A 20,417-nucleotide genomic window follows, 5' to 3' on the forward strand; every position below is an offset into this window, starting at 1 on the left:
ACGTGGTGTCGGTGCGTGAATCCGATTCGCCCGTAACGGCTCTCACCGATACCCGTCGCACGATTGCCGACGCCAAGCGCATCGTGGTCAAGATCGGATCCTCGGCGCTCACCAGTCTCGACACCGGTCTCGATCTGGGCCGACTCGATCTGCTCGCCGATGCCATCGAGTCGCGGATGCGTAGCGGCACCGACGTGGTGGTCGTCTCGTCCGGCGCGATCGGTGCAGGCATGGCACCGCTCGGCCTCACCAGACGCCCGCGCGATCTCGCAACGAAGCAGGCCGCGGCGAGCGTAGGACAGCTTGCTCTGGTCAACGCCTGGAGTTCGTCGTTCCACCGGTACGGCCGCACGGTGGGGCAGGTGCTGCTGACAGCCGAGGACATCGCGCGTCGAACCAATCACCGCAATGCGCAGCGCACGTTGGATCGACTGCGCTCGCTCGGTGCGGTCGCCATCGTCAACGAGAACGACACCGTCGCCACCGCGGAAATTCGTTTCGGCGACAACGATCGGCTCGCAGCTCTGGTGGCCCATCTCGTCGGTGCGGACGCACTGTTCCTGCTCTCGGACGTCGACGGGTTGTACGACGGCGATCCCCGCAAGGGTTCCGCCACGTTGATTCCGGACGTCTCGAGCCCGGAGGATCTCGACGGCGTGGTCGCGGGGTCCGGAGGAGCGCTCGGTACCGGCGGAATGGCCTCCAAGCTGTCCGCTGCCCGCCTGGCGGCCGACGCAGGTGTGCCCGTGCTGCTGGCCGCGGCGTCCGATGCTGCCCAGGCGCTGACGACGTCCGAGGTGGGTACCGCATTCGCAGCTCGGCCGACACGGTTGTCCGCTCGCAAGTTCTGGGTGCGGCATGCCGCCGATGCAGCCGGCGAACTGCACCTGGACGCTGGGGCCGTGCGAGCGGTCGTGGAGCGTCGACGGTCGTTGCTGTCCGCTGGGGTCACGTCGGTGACGGGTGCCTTTCACGGTGGAGACGTGGTCTCACTGATGGACCCGGACGGCACACTGGTGGCCCGCGGGGTCGTCGCATACGACTCCGGAGAGCTGGCCGGAATGCTCGGCCGCTCGACGGGTGAGTTGGCCGCGGAGCTACAGCGGCCGGTGGTTCACGCCGACGATCTGGTTCCCGCCTGATCGAGAGTGTCGGCCAGCGCCGTCGCGGTCTCGGAGCAACCCGCATGCACTGTGAGAGAGGCGAATTCGTCGCCCCGAGTGGTCCCGCGATTGACGATGACGATCGGCTTTCCGGTCTTGGACGCGTGCCGGACGAAACGTAGGCCGGACATGACGGTCAGCGAGGAGCCGAGCACCAGTAGTGCATCACTCCGGTCCACCAGATCGTAGGCCTCGGCAACGCGCGGCTTGGGTACGCTTTCGCCGAAGTAGACGATGTCGGGTTTGAGTATGCCGCAACATGTTTCGCAATCGACCATCCGGAAGTGTGCGGTCGAGGAGATGATGGCGTCGGCGTCGGGAGCGATCTCGACACCATCCGCAGGTGCGACGGATTCGAGAAAGCCGGGATTGGCGCGATCGAGCCTTCGGGCCAACTCGAACCGCGAGATCAACCGCTCGCAGTTCAGACAGCGCACCCGGGCGTAGACGCCGTGCAGGTCGATGACGTTCCGGCTGCCGGCCTTGGTGTGCAGCATGTCGACGTTCTGGGTGATGATTCCGGTGACGACGCCTGCACGTTCGAGCCGGGCGAGGGCTCGATGTCCGTCGTTGGGCATTGCAGCGTCCATGTGCCGCCATCCGACGTGGTTGCGAGCCCAGTAATGACGACGGAACTCGGCGTCGCCGATGAACTGCTGGAACGTCATCGGGTTGCGGGGCGGCGACTGCGGGCCGCGATAGTCGGGAATACCCGAGTCGGTGGACATGCCTGCACCGCTGACGACGGTGATCGTCCGACCGCCGAGTAGCGAGGTGAGTTGCTCGTACGTAGTCGCGGACGCGGTGGGTGCATTCACTTCGTCCAGGGTAGCGACCGATCGCACTACGGGCTACCGACACGAACGGCCCGCACGGACGCGGGTGCGTCGGTGCGGGCCGATGTACGAGTGAGGGTTACGCAGGTACCTCGACGAGGGGGTACACGCCGTTCTCGTCGTGGGTCTCGTTGCCGACGACGGGAGGATTGAACACGCACAGCATGCGCATCTGGGTACGCGGCTCGACCGTGTGGCGCTCGTGTCCGTTGAGCAGGTACATCGATCCTGCCCCGAGCTCGTAGGTCTCTCCGGTCTCGCGGTCGGTGAGCGTTCCTTCGCCTTCGATCAGCCACACGGCCTCGACGTGGTTGGCGTAGTGGAAGTTGTTCACCGTGCCGGCTTGGATCGTGGTCTCGTGGAACGAGAATCCGACTTTGTCGCCGCCGAGAATGATTCTCTTGCTGCGCCAGTTGCCGTCTTCACTCGAGATGTCACGGTCGGTGCCGGTGATCTCCTGTGTGGTGCGAACGATCATACGATGTCCTCCTTCGATATCGGTGTGTGCGAAAGGGTCTCTAGGAGAGGACCTTCGCCACTGCACTTTCGATGATGTCCAGGCCGCGGTCGAGCTCGTCGATCGTTGTGGTCAACGGGGGAAGAAGCTTGACGACCTCGTCCTTGGGGCCTGCGGTCTCGACGAGCAGACGCTCGTCGTAGCAGAGCTGAGACACCTTGCCGGCCAACTCGGCGTCGTCGAACACCAAGGCCTGGACCATGCCGCGACCGCGGGTCGAGATGCCGTCGAACTTGGCGCACAGCTTGATGAACCGATCCTGGATGTGCTCGCCCTTGGCGAGGGTTTCCTTCTCGAACTTGTCGTCGGACCAGTAGTGGTCGATGGCTGCCTTCGCCGTGACGAACGACGGGTTGAAGCCGCGGAAGGTGCCGTTGTGCTCACCCGGTGCCCAGACGTCCAGCTCGGGCTTGAACAGTGTCAGCGCCAGCGGCATGCCGTAGCCGCCGATGGACTTCGACAGGGTGACGATGTCCGGGGTGATGCCGGCTTCCTCGAACGAGAAGAACTGGCCGGTGCGGCCGCAGCCCATCTGCACGTCGTCGACGATCAGCAGAATTTCGCGTCGCGAGCACAGTTCGGCCAACGCGCGCAACCACTCCGGACGTGCGACGTTGATTCCGCCCTCGCCCTGAATGGTCTCCACGATCACCGCGGCCGGACGGTTGAATCCACTGCCCGAGTCGTCGAGAACGCGCTCGAACCACTGGAAGTCCTCGGTGACGCCGCCGAAGTAGTTGTCGTACGGCATCGGAGTGGTGTGCACCAATGGAATTCCGGCGCCAGCTCGCTTCATCGAGTTGCCGGTGACCGACAACGCGCCGAGTGTCATGCCGTGGAATGCGTTGGTGAAGTTGATGATCGCCTCGCGGCCGGTGACCTTGCGAGCGAGCTTGAGCGCTGCCTCGACGGTGTTGGTGCCTGTCGGGCCGGGGAACTGAACTTTGTAGTCCAGGCCGCGGGGGTCGAGGATGTTCTTCTTGAACGACTCGAGGAACTCACGCTTGGCGACGGTGGACATGTCGAGTCCGTGGGTGATGCCATCGCTGGTGATGTAGTCCACCAACGCGCTCTTGATCATGTCGTTGTTGTGGCCGTAGTTGAGTGCGCCTGCGCCACCGAAGAAATCGAGGTAGTCGTTACCGTTCTCGTCGGTGATGACCGAGTTCTTCGCGGTGGTGAACACGGCGGGCCACTGGCGACTGTAGCTACGCACGCCGGACTCGACGGTCTCGAATACATCGGGCTTCTCTGTTGTCACTGTGTTCTTTTCGGTCATGTTCTGCTTGTTCCTTTCGTAATTCCGCGATGCGTCGGGGCCCACTGTGTAGAGCTCTTCGGCTTCGTGGCTATCAGGGAAATCGTTGGGCGCGAACAAATCCGACCTGACGATGTCGGTGCCTCGCTTACGTGCGAGGCTCGTGAAGGTTGCGATGGACGCTTCGTTGTCCGGGCTGATCGTCGTTTCCAGATGCGTGATGCCCTGTGGTTCGAGGCGGTCGAGCAGCTCCATCAGCATGCGACCGGCAAGTCCCTTGCCACGCTGGTCCGCATCCACGGCGACCTGCCACACGAACAGTGTGCGCGGGGCGTCCTGGCGGATGTATCCGGTGACGAAACCGACTGCGCGGCCGTCGATATCGGATACGACGGTGGTGGCCGCGAAATCACGGCACCACAACACGTACGAGTAGCTGGAATTGAGATCCAGAACTCGCGAATCTCTTGCGATCTCCCAGAGCCGGACTCCGTCGGAGATCTGTGGCTTACGAAACTTCACTGCGTCCGGCGCAGTGAGCGGGGTACCTCTCAGCAATGCGGGCTTCATAGGAAATACAAACGTAACAACGTTGCCCAGGCATATCGACTGCGCCGGGAAATCGACCCCGGAAACGGACATGCTTCCCCAGGTTAACCGACGAATGTGATGGTGCTCACACGATCGGCGCCCGGCAGGCGTTACCCAGAAATGCGCGGTATAAACCCCGGTTTGCCGAGAATCTTCATTTCGGTGTTGCGAGCGCGAACGGCAACACCGCCAGAGCACCCGCTGACGTCAGAGCAGACGTGGCACAGGTGAACGTCCACCCGGTGTCGGTCAGCAGATCGATCAACAGAATCGGCCCTGGCACGGACGATACGTCCGGAACCTCCCACGAGTCCACCAGGCCGGCGACCCGAAACGCGGAATTAGCGGCCGATACCGGCGGGTGACCGGGCCTGACCTGCATCATCCCCAGATCCTGCAACTTGCCGACGGCTGCCAATCGCGCGGCGATCGACCGCACCAGCAGCGGGTGAGTGGGGGAGTCGAGGGCGAGAACGGCAGCGGGCCGCTGCTTCCAGTCCCAATTGGCCAGCACTGTGATGCAGGCTTTCTCGAGAGCATCGGTGGCAGGGGCATCGGGCGCGTCCAGCAGAGCCCGCAAGCGGCTACCCCAACCCAGGTCGGTCAAGCGACCCAACACACGTCCCGGCTCGTGCGGATCTGCGATCTTGCCCGAGAGGGATACACCCAGCTTCTTCATGCCGCTCGGCCACTGCTTTCTCGGCTGCAGGTCGATGCCCGGCCGATCCAGCCGTGCTCTTGCCGAATCGACCGAGGCCGCGTCGACGGAAGCGGACAGGTGCTCACCCGTGCAGTTGTCACACCGTCCGCAGCGATCGGACTCGCTGCCCGGTGCGCCGAGGTCGGGATCGTCGAGCTGCCGACGCAGGAACTCCATCCGGCACCCGTCGGTGCTCTGGTAGTCGAGCATGGCCTGCTGTTCGCGGTCCCTCGCTTGTTCGAGGCGCTCGTAACGGTCCGCGTCGTACGTCCACTGTTCCCCGGTGGCCATCCAGCCGCCACGAACGCGTCTGACCGCTCCGTCGACGTCGAGGACCTTGAGGACCATCTCGAGCCTGCTGCGGTTCAGCTCGACCAGCGGCTCCAGTGCCTGCGTCGATTGAGCCTTCTCGGTGTTCAAGGCCTCTATGACCTGCCGCACCAGATGTTCGCGGGGGAAGGCGACCGAGGCGAAGTAGCTCCAGATCTGCCGATCCTCGTGGCCGGGAAGCAGCACCACGTCGGCTCGTTCCGTGGCGCGCCCGGCACGGCCGACCTGCTGGTAGTACGAAATCGGAGACGATGGAGCCCCCATGTGCACCACGAAACCGAGATCGGGCTTGTCGAACCCCATGCCGAGCGCGGACGTGGCGACGAGTGCCTTGACTCGGTTGGCGAGCAGATCACCTTCGAGCGATTCGCGCTCCGTGGGGTCCGTTTGACCGGTGTACGACGCAACGACGTGGCCCTGATCGGTCAACAGAGCCGCGAGGTCCTTGGCCGCCGACACCGTCAGGGTGTAGATGATTCCGGACCCGGGCAGAGTCTTCAGGTGATCGCCGAGCCAGGCGGCCCGTTCGGTGGCGTTGTCGATCTTCACCACCGCCATGCGCAGCGAATCGCGGGCGAGCCCGCCGCGCAGTACGAGCGTGTCGCCACCGCCGACACCCAGCTGTGCCGCAACGTCGTCCACCACGCGGTCGTTGGCCGTTGCGGTGGTCGCGAGTACGGGAATACCGTCGCGCAGCTCGGCGATCAGGGTGCGGATACGCCGGTAGTCCGGCCTGAAATCGTGGCCCCAATCCGAGACGCAGTGCGCCTCGTCGACCACAACCAGGCCGGCGTCCCCGGCCAGGGACGGCAGCACCTGATCGCGGAAATCGGGGTTGTTCAAACGCTCGGGACTGACCAGCAACACATCGAGCTCACCGGAGTTGACCTGCTGGTGAATGTCGTCCCATTCGGTCATGTTCCCCGAGTTGATCGTGGCTGCCCGAACGCCTGCGCGCTCTGCGGAGGCCACCTGATTACGCATCAAAGCCAACAAGGGGGAGACGATGACCGTAGGACCCAGGCCCTGAGCGCGTAGAAGCTTCGCGGCGATGAAGTACACGGCAGACTTTCCCCAGCCTGTTCGCTGCACCACCAGAGCACGTCGACGGTGCACCACCAGGGCCTCGATCGCCGTCCACTGGTCGTCCCGCAGCACAGCGTCGGGGCCGGCGAGCTCGCGCAACAACCTTTCGGCGTCATCGCGCAAGTTGCCCACGGTCGCGTGCGTCGCTGTCGTCATACCGTCCATCGTGCAGCATCGGTACGACAAGGGACCGTGCTGCGTGCTCCTCGTTCGTTCCGCAAGCTCCAGTCAGGCTTGGCTGACGCGCACCATGTTTCCGGCCGGATCGCGGAAGGCTGCGTCGCGCGCACCCCACGGCTGACTCGTCGGTTCCTGCAGAATCTCGGCGGTACCTGCCGCTCGGATCTTTTCGAACGCTCCGTCGAGGTCATCGGCACGGAAGAGCAAGCCCGGCATCTCGCCCTTGGCGAGCAGAGCCGCGATCTGATCGCCGAGCTCCTGCGAGCGGCCCGCGTGCGGCTGCGACAACACGATCTCGATCTCGGGTTGATCGCTGGGAGACAACGTGATCCAGCGATAGCCGTCGTTGGCGACCTCGCTCTTCACCTCGAGTCCGAGGGCGTCGCGATAGAAGGCCAAGGAGGCATCGGGGTCGTCGGTGTAGATGTGTACGTGGCTCAGTGAGAGTGTCATGACGCAAGGCTAGAACGCCCCGGTCGTCGTTGCTTCTCCGATTCTGCTCGGTTCGGTGGCGGTGTCGGCTGCAGCGGTGCCACGCATCGGCCGACCTAGAACCATGGCTCGGCAACTCGGTACCGCTCGGCTGTCGCGGTGATCACGGGCGCGATATGCGCTGGGCGTCTCGCCGACGATCTCGGTGAACCGTGAACTGAAGGAACCGAGGCTGGTGCAACCCACCGCGAAGCATGCTTCGGTGACGGTCATATCTCCCCGGCGCAGCAGGGCCTTGGCGCGCTCGATTCTTCGGGTCATCAGATGGGCGTACGGCGTCTCCCCGTATGCCTCGCGGAAGCGGCGGCTGAAGTGCGCGGTGGACATCAGTGCCGTGCGGGCGAGGGTCGGCACGTCGAGAGGTTCGGCGAAGTCGCGGTCCATCCGATCACGTGCGCGACGCAACAGTCGGAGTTCGTTCACGTCCGGAGCGTTCATCGAGCGGCCGCATCGCGAAGTGCGTCTATCTCGGTCCGGGTTCCCGAGGAAGCGCTCGCCCCGGGTCTCGTGGCGGCGAAAGAACCTGCAGTGGTTGCCCATTCGACTGCCGCGCGTGGTCCGGCGGACCACGATGCAGCGAGCGCCCCGGCGAACGCATCTCCGGCACCGGTGGTATCGACTGCCTCGATTCGTGGTGCCGACACCTCGAACGATTCGGATCCGCGGTACCGGGCACCCTTGGCCCCCAGGGTGGTCACCACTTGTTCCACCTCGTCCGCTCGGTGTCCGATGCGAGCTTCCTCGGCCTCGTTGACCACGAGGACGTCGGTGGCCGCAATCAGGGCGTCGGGTAAGTCCTGTACCGGTGAGGGATTGAGCATCGTGATCACACCGCGAGAGTGCGCGAACTCGAATGCGGCGACCACGGTATCGATGGGAATCTCCAACTGGCACAGTAGGATATCGGCGTCTGCGATGGCGGTGCGGTCGTCGTCGTCGAGATCGCGGACGGTGTCGTTGGCGCCGGGGACGACGACGATGCTGTTCTCGGCACTGTCGTCGACGGTGATGGTGGCGATCCCACTCGAACCAGCAGCGGTACGCACTGCAGTGTCGTCGATGCCTGCGGCCGTGAGCGTGTGGCGCAGCGTTACTCCGAATTCGTCGTCTCCGACGGCTCCGAGGAAGGCGACCGACGATCCGGCTTTCGCAGCAGCAATGGCCTGATTGGCACCTTTACCGCCCGGGGTGGTGGTGAAGGACGTCCCCATCACGGTTTCGCCCGGATCGGGCAGGGACGGAGTGCGAGTGATCAGGTCCATGTTGATGCTGCCGAGAACGACGATGCGGGGGTTCGAGGCGGACACGAACGAACTGTATCTCTCCCCGAGCCCGACTCGATGGAAATGCGAATTGCAGATTGTTGACAATCGGAAACGCGTGAGTGACGATGGCAGTCATGACAGCGTCGACTCGTACCCACCTCAGCCCGGCACTCAAGCAGGCGACCCCGATCGTCGTCGATCACGGAAAGGGCAGCTGGATCATCGGTACGGACGGGCGCAAGTACCTCGACTTCACCACTGGAATCGGTGTCACCAGTACCGGGCACTGCCATCCGCGCGTGGTCGAGGCCGCGCGCGAGCAGGTGGGCAAGATCATCCACGCGCAGTACACGACCGTCATGCACCAACCGCTACTGGAGTTGACCGACAAGCTCGGCGAGGTACTGCCGGCCGGGCTCGACAGCGTGTTCTACGCCAACTCCGGCTCCGAGGCCGTCGAGGCGTCGATTCGATTGGCACGCATGGCAACCGGGCGACCCAACATCATCGCCTTCCACGGAGGATTTCACGGACGCACGGTAGCGGCCGCATCGTTGACCACCGCTGGAACCAAATTTCGCTCCGGCTTCTCGCCGATCATGGGGGGAGTGCACATCGCACCGTTCCCGTACGCGTTCCGGTACGGCTGGGACATGGACACCGCGGTCGCCTTCGCGCTGAAGGAACTCGACTACCTGCTGATGACGATGTCGAGCCCCGCCGACACCGCCGCGTTCATCATCGAACCGGTTCTCGGTGACGGTGGATACCTGCCCACGCCGCCCGAATTTCTCGAAGGGCTGCGGGAACGCGCCGACACGCACGGCATCGTGCTGATCGTCGACGAGGTGCAAGCAGGTGTCGGGCGTACCGGAAAGTTCTGGGGGCACCAGCACTCGTCGATCACACCGGACATCGTCATCACCGCGAAAGGGCTCGCCAGCGGATTTCCGATCTCTGCCATCGCGGCATCGACCGAGCTGATGAGCAAGGCATGGCCGGGTTCTCAGGGCGGAACCTACGGCGGCAATGCCGTCGCCGCCGCTGCCGGCGTCGCCACCCTCGATGTCGTGCGCGACGAGGGTCTTGTCGCCAATGCAGCCGTCCAGGGCAAGGTTCTGCTCGACGGCCTGCTCGCACTGAAGGCAGAGCACTCGGCCATCGGTGATGCACGTGGACTGGGCCTGATGCAGGCGCTCGAATTCGTCGACAGTGCAGGCAATCCCGATGCTGCCGCCGCCCTCCGCGTACAGCAGGGCGCGATCGACGAAGGGCTGTTGCTGCTCACGTGCGGGGCGCTCGGCAACGTGGTCCGGATCATTCCCGCGCTGATCGTGAACGACGACGAGATGCGGCAGGGCATCGACGCGCTGTCGCGAACGCTGAAGAACGTGCTGTGACGTCTGCGCCCATCCGATCCGATGTCCCCGCACTCGTGCATCGAGTGCGGGAGACGGGGATCGATATCGACGACTCGTCTCGGCGCGTGGCCGAGTATTCCTACGACGCCTCGAACTACCGAATTCCGCCTGCAGCGGTCGTGTTCCCGCGCAGTGCCGACGACGTGTCCACCGTGGTGTCGCTGTGCACCGAGGCCGGAGTCGCTGTTGTCGGCCGCGGCGGCGGAACGTCGATGGCGGGCAACGCCATCGGCCGCGGAATCGTGCTCGACTTCTCTCGTCACATGAATCGGGTGATCTCGGTCGACACGGATTCGCGGACCGCCGTCGTGGAACCGGGCATCGTGATTTCGGAGTTGCAGCGTGAACTGGTGGCACGCACGTCGGGGGCCTTCACGTTCGCCCCCGACCCGTCCAGCAAAACACGCGCCACGGTGGGCGGTGCAGTCGGCAACGACGCATGCGGTAACCACTCGGTTCGCTACGGTCGCACCTCGGACCACACGGTGGCGATGGACGTGGTGACAGCCGAGGGGCATCTACTGCGGGTCACCCGTAGTGGCGTGTCGGCCGTGCACGCCGAAGATGCGGCAGCAAGCATTGCGGCCGAACGTATTTCGCACGAGTTGCGCACACTTGCGGCCGATAATCTGGCGCTGTTCAGGGTCGAGCTGGGCCGCATTCCGCGACAGGTGTCCGGTTTTCACCTGTCGCATCTGCTGCCCGAGAACGGATTCGACGTCGCGCGTGCGCTCGTCGGCAGCGAGGGCACCTGTGCGGTGATCGTCTCGGTCACCGTCACGGTCGTGCCCGTACCGCCTGCTGCGTTGCTGCTCTGCCTCGGCTATCAGGACGTGGTCGCAGCTGCAGCCGACGTCATGGCGATTCTGGAATTTTCGCCGGCCGCGGTGGAGGGGATCGACGACAACATCGTGCGGACGATGGAGTACCGGCGTGGGCCGGACTCCGTACGCGGCTTGCCGGCAGGAAATGCCTGGCTGTACGTCGACCTCGACGGGGCCGACGCGGCCGAGGTCGAGGACAAAGCGGCAAGGCTGCTCGGGGAACTCGGCCGGCTCGGACGGTTGAAGGAAGGTCGCATCGTCTCCGACCCGGCCGATCGAACAGCGCTGTGGCGGGTACGTGAAGACGGCGCGGGCCTGGCCACGCGGATGGCCAGTGGAGTCGAGTCCTGGGGCGGGTGGGAGGACGCCGCCGTGGCACCGGAAAACCTGTCGGCCTATCTCGCCGACCTGAATTCGCTACTGGCCGAGCACGAACTGACCGGAGTGATGTACGGCCACTTCGGTGCCGGCTGCATGCACGTGCGCATCACGTTCGATCAACGCACCGACGCCGGGCGACGGGTGATGTACGACTTCCTGCGCGCCGCAGCGCGGGTCGTCGTCAAGCACGGCGGCAGCCTGTCGGGCGAACACGGAGACGGCCGGGCACGCTCGGAACTACTGCCGGTGATGTACTCGCCGCGCATGCTGGACGCGTTCGCGCGATTCAAGCGCATCTGGGACCCCAGCGGCATTCTCAACCCGGGATCGATCACCGAGCCCGAGCCGATGATGGACAACCTTATGCTGCAGGGTATTCCGCAACGAGAGTGGAAGACAACGTTCGATCTGCACCAGATCGGAACGCGAGAGGATCTGGATCCTTTCGTTCACGCCACCCAATCGTGTGTCGGTGTCGGTAAGTGCCGCACCACCTCCGGAGGCGTCATGTGCCCGAGCTTCCGCGCGACGGGCGACGAGAAGGATTCCACTCGGGGCCGCGCCCGGGTGCTGCAGGAGATGGTGCGCAGCTCGCCGACCGTCGCCGACGGGTGGGCCTCGAAAGACGTGGCAGAGTCGTTGGACCTGTGCTTGTCGTGCAAGGCCTGTTCCTCGGACTGCCCGGTCGGGGTGGACATGGCGACGTACAAATCGGAGTTTCTCGACCATCACTATGCGGGTCGGTTGCGACCGCTCTCGCACTACTCGCTGGGATGGTTGCCCCGCTGGCTGAAGGTGACGCAGCGAACGGCACCGCTGCTCAACCGTCTGCTCACCCCGCGCATCGCGGCACTGGCGGCTCGACTCGGTGGGCTGACCACCGAGCGGCCGTTGCCGCGCTTCGCGTCGGCGAAGGAACTGGCTCACGAAATACGGATGGGCGCAGGCCGCACCGCCGACGTGGTGCTTGTCGTCGACACCTTCACTCAGGGCTTTCGCCCCGAGGTCGCGGGCGCGGCGCAGCGCGTGCTCGAGGATTCCGGCCGCAGCACCGAATGCCGGACCGACGTGTGTTGTGGTCTGACGTGGATCTCGACGGGCCAGTTGAAGGCCGCCCGCAAACACCTCACGAAAGCCGTTGCTGCGCTCGACGACGGTACCGATCGGCCGATCGTCGTCACCGAGCCGAGCTGTGCCGCGGCATTCCGAAAGGACATGCCCGAGTTGGTACCGACGGCTGCCGCGAGAAGGGTTGCGGCGCGTGTACAGAGCTTCGCGGGAGCGGTGATCGATCAAGCCGCGGCGGGCTGGGTGCCCTCGGCGCAGGTTCCTGCGTCGGTGACGGTCCAGACCCACTGCCACGAATATGCCGTGTTCGGCAACGCGACCCAACGCAACGCTTTGGCCTCCGTCGGTGTCGATGCAGTGCGGGAAGCCACCGGATGCTGCGGAGTGGCAGGCAATTTCGGCTTCGAGAGCAGTCACTACGAGCTCAGCATGAAAGTCGCCGAACAGGCTCTCGCACCGGCTGTTCGTGCCACCGAGCCCGACACTCCGATTCTGACCGACGGATTCAGCTGCCACATGCAGGTGCGACAACTCACCGGTGAGCTGACCAGTGATGCGTCCGTGCACCTGGCTCAAATACTCGATCCACGTTCGACGAAAGGACCGCGGCAATGACGACCAGCCTCACTCGACCCCCCATGACGACCCCCACCGACCTGTTCATCGGAGGTGTCTGGACAGCCGCAGCCTCGGCTGCCCGGTTCGATGTGATCGATCCCGCCAGCGGTGACGTGATTTCCACGGTGGCCGACGGTGGCATCACCGATGCCGAGAGTGCGATGGCTTCGGCAGTCGATGCTGCTGCCGAGTGGGCCGCGACTGCGCCCCGTGCCCGCAGTGAAATCCTCCGTAAGGCTTACGAATTGATCATGGCGCGGTCGGAGGAACTCGCCGCGATTATCACCGCGGAAATGGGGAAACCGCTGGCCGACGCGCGAGGTGAAGTGGCGTACGGCGCGGAGTTCTTCCGGTGGTTCTCCGAGGAAGCAGTGCGTATCTCGGGTGATCACACCCTCACCGGAGACGGTAAGAACCGCATCGTGGTCACCCGTGCGCCCGTGGGACCGTGCATCCTCGTCACTCCGTGGAACTTCCCGCTGGCCATGGGAACCCGGAAGATCGGCCCCGCGTTGGCGGCGGGCTGCACTGTGGTGTTCAAGCCGGCCGAACAGACTCCGCTCACTGCGCTGGCTCTGGCCGGGATTCTGCACGACGCGGGTGTCCCGGCGGGCGTCGTCAATGTCGTGACCACCACCGATGCAGCGGGTGTCGTGGGCTCGTGGATGAGCAGCGGTGCGGCCCGCAAGATCAGTTTCACCGGATCGACTGCAGTGGGAAAGATCCTGCTCGAGCAAGCTGCATCGACGGTGATGCGCGCCTCGATGGAGCTCGGTGGCAACGCACCCTTCATCGTCATGGACGACGCGGACCTCGGCCGCGCCGTGGACGGAGCGATGGTTGCGAAGATGCGCAACATGGGCGAGGCCTGCACCGCAGCCAATCGATTCTTCGTACACCGTAGTGTCGCAGCGCAGTTCGCGGACGAGCTCGCCGAGCGCATGGGTGCGTTGACGGTGGGGGCAGGTAGTGCACACGGCACGGAGGTGGGGCCGCTGATCGACGATGCGGGCCGGTCGAAGGTGCAGAGACTCGTCGACGACGCTCTCGGTCGTGGCGCGTGTGCGATCGTCGGGGGAGCGGCACCGGACGGACCCGGCTACTTCTACCCGCCGACGGTGCTGACGGACGTCGACTCGAATTCGGATCTGATGTCGCAGGAAATCTTCGGGCCGGTGGCGGCGATCGTGCCGTTCGACACCGAGGACGAGGTGATCGCCCTCGCGAACGACACCGAATGGGGACTCGTCGGATACGTCTTCACTCAGGACATCGATCGGGCGCTACGGATGGGGGAGCGGCTCGAGGTGGGCATGGCCGGTCTCAACACCGGTCTGGTCTCCAACCCCGCGGCACCGTTCGGTGGCGTCAAACAGTCCGGGCTGGGCCGCGAGGGCGGAAAAGTCGGAATCGACGAGTTCCTGGAGTACAAATACTTTGCCATTCCCCGAGGCTGAAGGAGGCTTTCGATCATGCCCAGTTCGAGAAGACTGACGCCCATCGACGCACGCAACACGTCGATGGTGATTGCCGACCAGATTCGCGATCGCATCATCGACGGGTCCTATGCCCCGGGGGAGCAGATCAACGAGGCGAACGTGGCGGCCGAACTCGAAATCTCGCGCGGCCCGGTGCGTGAGGCGCTGCAGCGCCTCAATCAAGAGGGTCTGCTGGTCAGCTACCGCAACCGGGGCGTGTTCGTCGTGGAGCTCAGCAGCGACGACGTCACCGAGATCTACGAGTCCCGCGCGGCGATCGAGGTCGGTGCTGCGTGGACGTTGGTACACGGTGATCGCGGCCGACTGATCACCGCTGCCGACGAGCTCTCGGCCATCGTGATGCAGATGCAGCCGTTCATCGACCGGGCGGACTGGCGAGGTCTGGCCGAACGAGACCTCGCATTTCACACCGCCCTGGTCGCAGCGACGCGCAACAGCCGAATGTCGCGGATGTACGCGACGCTCGCTGCGGAGGCGCGGATCTGTATGGCCAACCTCGAAACTGCCTACTACCGGCCTGAGGCATTGGTGGAGGAGCATCAACTGATTGTCGATCTACTGCTCGGAACCGATTGGGACGCACTGGAAAAGGGCGTACACGAGCACATGGACACCGCCATCCACGACTTGACGCGGGCGATGGTCGAGGAGCACGCCGAAAACTCGGTTCTGGCCACTCCGGGATAGATCGCTCGGCGTGCAACACAGCATTTACATCTGAAGTCTTGCGTACCTCCGGCGTAAGCGCCTAGCCTGATTGTCAACAATCTACTAAATCTCCACGATCGAAGGGGGTGCCCGTGAACGACTCATCCGACTCCGCATACGTCACCGCAATCGGACCCGAAGACACCGCAGGACGGGCCGCTCCCGGCCTGGCGCGGTACCCCGATGTTCCGAACAGCACGCCGATCACGTTCACCGACGAGGAGTACGCCGCCCGGCTCGCTGCCGTCCGTGAGCGGATGGCAGCGCAGAACCTCACCGCACTCATCGTCACCGATCCCGCCAACCTCTACTACCTGCTCGGGTACAACGCGCTCTCGTTCTACACCCCGCAGATGTTGTACGTCCCGCTCGAGGGCGACATGTATTTCTTCGCCCGCGAAATGGACGCCAACGGCGCGTTTCGCACGTCGTGGCTGCCGCAGGATCGGACGTTCGGCTACCCCGAAACGTTCGTGCAGCGCAAGGACACTCATCCCTTCGTCTGGGTCGCCGCGAAGCTGCGCGAACTGGGGCTGGTGAACAACTTCGAGCACGGCCAAGTGGGTCTGGAGATGGACTCGTACTACTTCAGTCCCAAGGCATTCGAGGCTCTGGTGAAGTCGCTGCCCGAGTACCGATTCACCGACTCCTACGAGCTCATCAACTGGGTGCGAGTGGTCAAGTCGCCCGCGGAGATCGCCCTGATGCGCGGTGCTGCACAGGTGTGTGAATCGGCGATGTCGGCGGCCTACCAGTCGATCTCGGTGGGTGAGCGGCAGTGCGACGCGGCCGCGGCCATCATGAACGCACAGGTGCGGGGCACCGCAGACTTCGGCGGCGATCATCCGGCAATCGTGCCGATGCTGCCCACCGGTGCCGGGGCCGACACCCCGCACCTGACCTGGTCGCATCAACCCTTCGTGCGGGGCGAGACCACCGTCGTCGAACTGGCCGGAGTGTTTCGGCGCTACCACATCCCGATGGCACGCACGATCGTGCTCGGAAAGCCCAGTCCGCGTTTGGATTACCTCGCCAAGTCCACCGGGGAAGCATTGAACGACGTGCTCGCAACCGTGCGGGCAGGCGTCACCGCCACCGAGCTGGCGCAGGTGTGGAACACCAGCCTGGCCAAGCACGGACTGCACAAACCGTCGCGCATCGGCTACTCGATCGGCATCGCCTACGCACCCGACTGGGGTGAGCGCACCGTGAGCCTGCGCACCGACGACGAGACGGTGCTCGCCGAGAACATGACGTTCCACATCATCGGCGGAATGTGGATGGACGACTACGGATACGAGGTATCCGAGGCCGTTCGCGTCACTGAGACCGGCCTCGAAACCTTCACCGCATACCCCCGAGAACTACTGACGAAGGAGTGAGCATGACCGCATCCACCCGAGGTCAATTCACAGGCTCCACTTCTGCCACACAAGGTCGTTCCGCAGGCTCCACTCCTGCCACACAAGGTCATTCCGCAGGCTCCACTCCTGCCACACAAGGTCGTTCCGCAGGCTCCACTCCCAGCATTCCCTGGGCCCTGCGAACCGACAAGCTGGTGGGATCGGTGATCGATTCGTCGACATCGCTCCTCGCGGCGCAGAAACACGACATCGTGCGCTTCGCGATGGGATCTCCTGCCGCCGAGACGGTTCCGGCTGCTGCATTCACCGAGATCGCCTCCAGCGTGCTCACCGCGGACGCATTCGATTACGGTGCCACCGAGGGTGACCCCGGCCTGCTCGACGCATTGCTCGCATACCTCGAGTCGGTGGGCGAGCCCACGTCCGAAGAGCGAGTGGTGATCACCTCGGGCGGGATGCAAGGCCTCGACATCGCGTGCAAGTTGTTCGTCGATCCGGGCGACCTGGTGATCGTCGAAAGCCCCACTTACACCAACGGAACCGCCACCGTACTCAGTTACGGGGGCGACATCCTCGAGGCCCCGATGGACAGCAACGGTCTCATCGTCGAGGCATTGCCCGAGCTCGTCGAGCGCGCGGGGCGGTTGCCGAAGATGATCTACGTGATCCCCAACTTTCAGAACCCGTCCGGGGTGACCCTGTCGCTCGAGCGCCGTCGGTTGCTCATCGAATTGGCACACCGTTGGGGATCGGTGATTCTCGACGACGATCCCTACGGTCTGCTCCGGTTCTCGGGTGAGTCGATCCCCAGTTTCGGCACACTCAGTCCCAACGACCCGTTGATCTTCTCCGTGCGCACGTTCTCGAAGATGATCGCGCCCGGCCTACGGGTGGGATGGGTGGACGCCGCCCCCGAGGCGCGGCAACTGATCGTCAACGCCAAGCAGGCAATGGACACGTGCACCAACCTGCCTGCGCAGCGGATGGTCGCCGAGTACATCCGGCGTGGACTGCTCGACGAGCACCTTCGTTCGTTGGCGTCGGTGTACCTACCGCGCAAGGTCGCGATGCAGAACAGCATCGCCAGACACTTCGGTGACTCGATGTCGACGACCGACCCCGAGGGCGGATTCTTTCTCTGGGCGACGTTGCGCGGCAACGACGTCGACTTCTCCACTCAGGACCTGTTCGAGACGGCGCTCGCCGAAGGAGTGGCCTACATCCCGGGACCGGCACTGTCGGTGGGCGGCAAATTCCACGATTCGCTGCGCCTGTGCTTCGCCTCGTCGACTCCCGAACGCATCGACGAGGGAATCAGAAGACTGGCGGTGGCAGTGGAGAAGTCCAAGCACCTGCTCGCCTCCGATCCCACTCGATGACGGTCACGAGTTCCGAACGTGCCCTCCTCGACTCGATCGACGAGCACGAAATTGTCGGTCTGACAACCGCTTTGATCGATGCGGGCGGTGAGAATCCCGGGGACACCGAGGAGAAGACCGCGAAGGTCCTCGCCGAACACTGTCGCGCACTGGGTTTCGATGTTCGGACCGTCGAGGTCGCTCCTGGTCGGCCCAACGTCTTCGTGTCCATCGGATCCGACGAGCGGCCAGGGGTGCTGTTCGTGGGCCACTCCGATGTGGTCCCCGCTGGTACGGGCTGGACCACCGATCCCTTTTCCGCCGTGGTTCGGGACGGCCGCATCGTCGGCCGCGGGTCCTGCGACATGAAGGGCGGCCTGGCCGCGGTGGTGGCGGCCATGGCCGCCGTGCTGCGTTCCGGTCTCGCGGACGAGCACCCCATGACGTTGGCGTGCCTGGTCGACGAGGAGGACACTGGACTCGGTATCCGAGCTTTCGTCGCTGAACCGCAGCACCGCACGTACAGCTGTTGCGTGGTGGCGGAGCCTACGGATCTGGTCACCATCTACGGCTGCAGAGGGGCGGCGAACCTGGAGATCGAGGTTCGGGGCCGTTCCGCGCATGCGGGGCAGCCGCGCAACGGAGCCAATGCCATTTCTGCTGCAGCACGCATCATCGGAATCATCGAGGGCTCCCAGGCCGAACTGGACGCGAACCCCGACCCCGAACTGGGGCCGGCCACCTGGAACGTGGGGACGATAGCGGGAGGTACGGGCACCTCGATGGTCGCCGACCGGTGTGTCGTCACCGTCGACCGACGTCTGTTACCGGGCGAGAGCGCCGCCGGGGTCGTCGGAGATCTGCGATCCCGCATCGAATCTGCGGAACTCACCGGGTCGGGTATCGATGTCGAGATCGGTATCGCAATGGAAATGCCAGGCTTTCTGACCAGCGTAAACAACGGATTGGTCACTACCGCAGTGCAATCGGTTATCGACAACGGATTTGGCCGTTCCACTGACATCTGGACGGCATCGTGCGATGGTGGTTTTGTGGCACAGCAGATGGGAATACCCACCGTCGTGCTCGGTCCCGGGGAGATCGAAAAACAAGCACATCGGCCGGACGAGTCCGTCGCCGTGCGGCAATTGACCGACAGCGCAAGGGCGTACGCGTTGATCGCCACCAGAATTGCTGCACTACCAGGACTTTAGCGCTGCACGAGGGGGTTGGCCGAAACGTATGTTCTGCATCGCCGTAATGTCGAACGCTGCGAAGTACCACACCGACGCTCCACTTTGTCCACAAAAGCGAGAGGTATTTCGACCGTGACCGAAAATTCAGGGTCGGCAGCATCGCCGACCGGATATCCCCCCAGTACCGACACCCTGAGCCCGGACGAGACCAAGATTCTCCACCGCGCCATCGGCGGATCTGCACTCGGCAACGCAGTCGAGTGGTTCGACTACGCGGTGTACGGCTATCTCGCCGTCTACATCGCCGCCAACTTCTTCCCGTCCGAGGACGGGGGAGCGAGCCTGCTCTCCACGTTCGCCGTGCTGGCTGCGTCGTTCATCATTCGTCCCATCGGCGGCATCGTGCTCGGCCCACTCGGCGACCGCATCGGTCGTCAGAAGGTCCTCGTGCTGACCGTCTCGATGATGACATTGGCCACGGCGGCGATCGGTATATTGCCGACATTCGACACCATCGGCATCGCCGCACCGTTGCTGCTGCTCGTCTGCCGATTGGTGCAGGGCTTCTCCACCGGCGGTGAGTACGGCGGCGCAGCTGTGTTCATGGCCGAGTACGCGCCCGACAAGCGGCGCGGATTCTTCGGATCGTTCCTCGAATTCGGCACCCTCGCAGGCACGGTGGGCGGTGCCACCCTGTGCACCCTGCTCAACGTCGGGCTCGGCGACGAGACCATGGAGGCCTGGGGCTGGCGAATCCCGTTCCTGGTGACGCTTCCGTTGGGCATCGTTGCGCTGTGGTTGCGGACCCGGCTCGAGGATTCTCCGGTGTTCGCCGAAGCGAAGGAAGACGGCGGCACGGTCGAAGAGGGTGCAGGCGGAGCCGTCACCTCACTCAAGGCCACCATGACGTACTGGCAGCGGATCCTGATTCTGATGGGATTCGTGCTGCTACTCAACATCGCGTACTACACGGTGCTGACGTTCTTGCCCTCGTACCTGAGCGACACGTTGGGGCACAGCACGACTCAGTCCAACTTCACCCTCGTGGCGATCATGATCATCATGATGTTGATCATCAACCCGATCGGTGCTCTGTCCGACCGGGTGGGCCGAAAGCCGTTGCTGCTGGCGGCCTGCGTCGGGTACTTCGTGTTCAGCGTTCCGCTGTTCCTGTTGATCATCAACACCGGACTGATCGGCCAGAGCATCGGCCTCCTGGGCCTCGGAGTGTTGCTGGTCATCATGTGCTCGTGCGTGTCGTCGACACTGCCCGCACTGTTCCCCACCCAGGTGCGCTACGGAGCGTTCGCCATCGGATACAACGTCTCGACGGCGCTCTTCGGCGGTACGGCACCGCTGATTCTGACGTTCCTGATCGACCGGACGGGGTCCAACCTGATCCCGGGTTGGTACATGATGATCGCGGCTGCCATCGCGTTCGTTCCGATTCTGTTGATGCCCGAGACGGCAGGGCGATCACTGCGCGGAACTCAGTGCCCTGGTGACAACGACGACGAGGTCGCTGCGTCCGGCGTCGAGCTCGTCGGTTACAAGAAGTAGAA

Annotated in this window: 16 protein-coding genes and 1 pseudogene; 9 read left to right on the plus strand and 8 right to left on the minus strand. The window is 64.2% G+C overall.

Annotation, left to right across the window (positions count from 1 at the left end; genetic code table 11):
* The first annotated feature begins 2 nt into the window (after positions 1–2).
* Positions 3–1,142, plus strand: a complete 1,140-nt coding sequence (gene proB, locus BH93_RS10955; protein ID WP_176458292.1) for a glutamate 5-kinase — start codon at positions 3–5, stop codon at positions 1,140–1,142.
* On the opposite strand, the gene BH93_RS10960 is transcribed toward proB, so the two are convergent.
* From BH93_RS10960 to BH93_RS10990, 8 genes and pseudogenes are all read right to left on the minus strand, one after another.
* Complete coding sequence (locus BH93_RS10960; protein WP_037177831.1) at positions 1,115–1,981, minus strand: Sir2 family NAD-dependent protein deacetylase; 867 nt, start codon at positions 1,979–1,981, stop codon at positions 1,115–1,117. The genes proB and BH93_RS10960 overlap by 28 nt on opposite strands.
* A 97-nt stretch (positions 1,982–2,078) precedes the next feature.
* Positions 2,079–2,477: an ectoine synthase gene (locus BH93_RS10965; RefSeq protein WP_032379201.1), complete on the minus strand. Its 399-nt coding sequence runs from the start codon at positions 2,475–2,477 to the stop codon at positions 2,079–2,081.
* A 40-nt stretch (positions 2,478–2,517) separates the two neighbouring features.
* Positions 2,518–3,795 (minus strand): diaminobutyrate--2-oxoglutarate transaminase, encoded by a 1,278-nt coding sequence (gene ectB, locus BH93_RS10970; RefSeq protein ID WP_052058464.1) that lies wholly within the window; start codon positions 3,793–3,795, stop codon positions 2,518–2,520.
* 96 nt (positions 3,796–3,891) lie between these two features.
* Positions 3,892–4,416 (minus strand): annotated as a pseudogene (gene ectA, locus BH93_RS27930) (diaminobutyrate acetyltransferase); the annotation flags it as partial.
* Positions 4,417–4,519: 103 nt separating this feature from the next.
* A complete protein-coding gene (locus BH93_RS10975) occupies positions 4,520–6,637 on the minus strand; it encodes a RecQ family ATP-dependent DNA helicase (protein WP_037177833.1) in 2,118 nt (705 codons plus the stop codon).
* A 72-nt stretch (positions 6,638–6,709) separates the two neighbouring features.
* A complete protein-coding gene (locus BH93_RS10980) occupies positions 6,710–7,114 on the minus strand; it encodes a VOC family protein (RefSeq protein ID WP_032402394.1) in 405 nt (134 codons plus the stop codon).
* A gap of 9 nt (positions 7,115–7,123) precedes the next feature.
* On the minus strand, positions 7,124–7,591 hold the full coding sequence (locus tag BH93_RS10985; protein WP_037177259.1) for a helix-turn-helix transcriptional regulator: 468 nt from the start codon (positions 7,589–7,591) through the stop codon (positions 7,124–7,126).
* A complete protein-coding gene (locus BH93_RS10990; protein ID WP_037177260.1) occupies positions 7,588–8,460 on the minus strand; it encodes a ribokinase in 873 nt (290 codons plus the stop codon). Before BH93_RS10990 ends, BH93_RS10985 begins: the two co-directional genes overlap by 4 nt.
* Before the next feature lie 92 nt (positions 8,461–8,552).
* On the opposite strand from BH93_RS10990, the gene BH93_RS10995 reads away from it, so the two are divergent.
* From BH93_RS10995 to BH93_RS11030, 8 genes are all read left to right on the plus strand, one after another.
* The gene (locus BH93_RS10995; protein ID WP_037151288.1) at positions 8,553–9,818 is read left to right on the plus strand and encodes an aspartate aminotransferase family protein; all 1,266 of its coding nucleotides are present in this window, start codon (positions 8,553–8,555) and stop codon (positions 9,816–9,818) included.
* On the plus strand, positions 9,815–12,727 hold the full coding sequence (locus tag BH93_RS11000) for an FAD-binding and (Fe-S)-binding domain-containing protein (protein ID WP_080739265.1): 2,913 nt from the start codon (positions 9,815–9,817) through the stop codon (positions 12,725–12,727). The genes BH93_RS10995 and BH93_RS11000 overlap by 4 nt, the downstream gene beginning before the upstream one ends.
* Positions 12,724–14,187, plus strand: a complete 1,464-nt coding sequence (locus BH93_RS11005) for an NAD-dependent succinate-semialdehyde dehydrogenase (protein ID WP_037177261.1) — start codon at positions 12,724–12,726, stop codon at positions 14,185–14,187. Before BH93_RS11000 ends, BH93_RS11005 begins: the two co-directional genes overlap by 4 nt.
* A 15-nt stretch (positions 14,188–14,202) precedes the next feature.
* Positions 14,203–14,916 (plus strand): GntR family transcriptional regulator, encoded by a 714-nt coding sequence (locus BH93_RS11010; RefSeq protein ID WP_242459182.1) that lies wholly within the window; start codon positions 14,203–14,205, stop codon positions 14,914–14,916.
* Between the two features lie 278 nt (positions 14,917–15,194).
* Entirely contained in the window at positions 15,195–16,319 is a 1,125-nt protein-coding gene (locus BH93_RS11015; RefSeq protein WP_242459226.1) for a M24 family metallopeptidase, read from the plus strand.
* A gap of 2 nt (positions 16,320–16,321) precedes the next feature.
* A complete protein-coding gene (locus BH93_RS11020; protein WP_242459183.1) occupies positions 16,322–17,680 on the plus strand; it encodes an aminotransferase-like domain-containing protein in 1,359 nt (452 codons plus the stop codon).
* Complete coding sequence (locus BH93_RS11025; RefSeq protein WP_037177264.1) at positions 17,677–18,873, plus strand: M20 family metallopeptidase; 1,197 nt, start codon at positions 17,677–17,679, stop codon at positions 18,871–18,873. Before BH93_RS11020 ends, BH93_RS11025 begins: the two co-directional genes overlap by 4 nt.
* Positions 18,874–18,987: 114 nt before the next feature.
* Entirely contained in the window at positions 18,988–20,415 is a 1,428-nt protein-coding gene (locus BH93_RS11030) for an MFS transporter (protein WP_230594656.1), read from the plus strand.
* Positions 20,416–20,417: the final 2 nt, after the last annotated feature.

This window comes from Rhodococcoides fascians A25f (assembly GCF_000760935.2).
Lineage (GTDB): Bacteria > Actinomycetota > Actinomycetes > Mycobacteriales > Mycobacteriaceae > Rhodococcoides.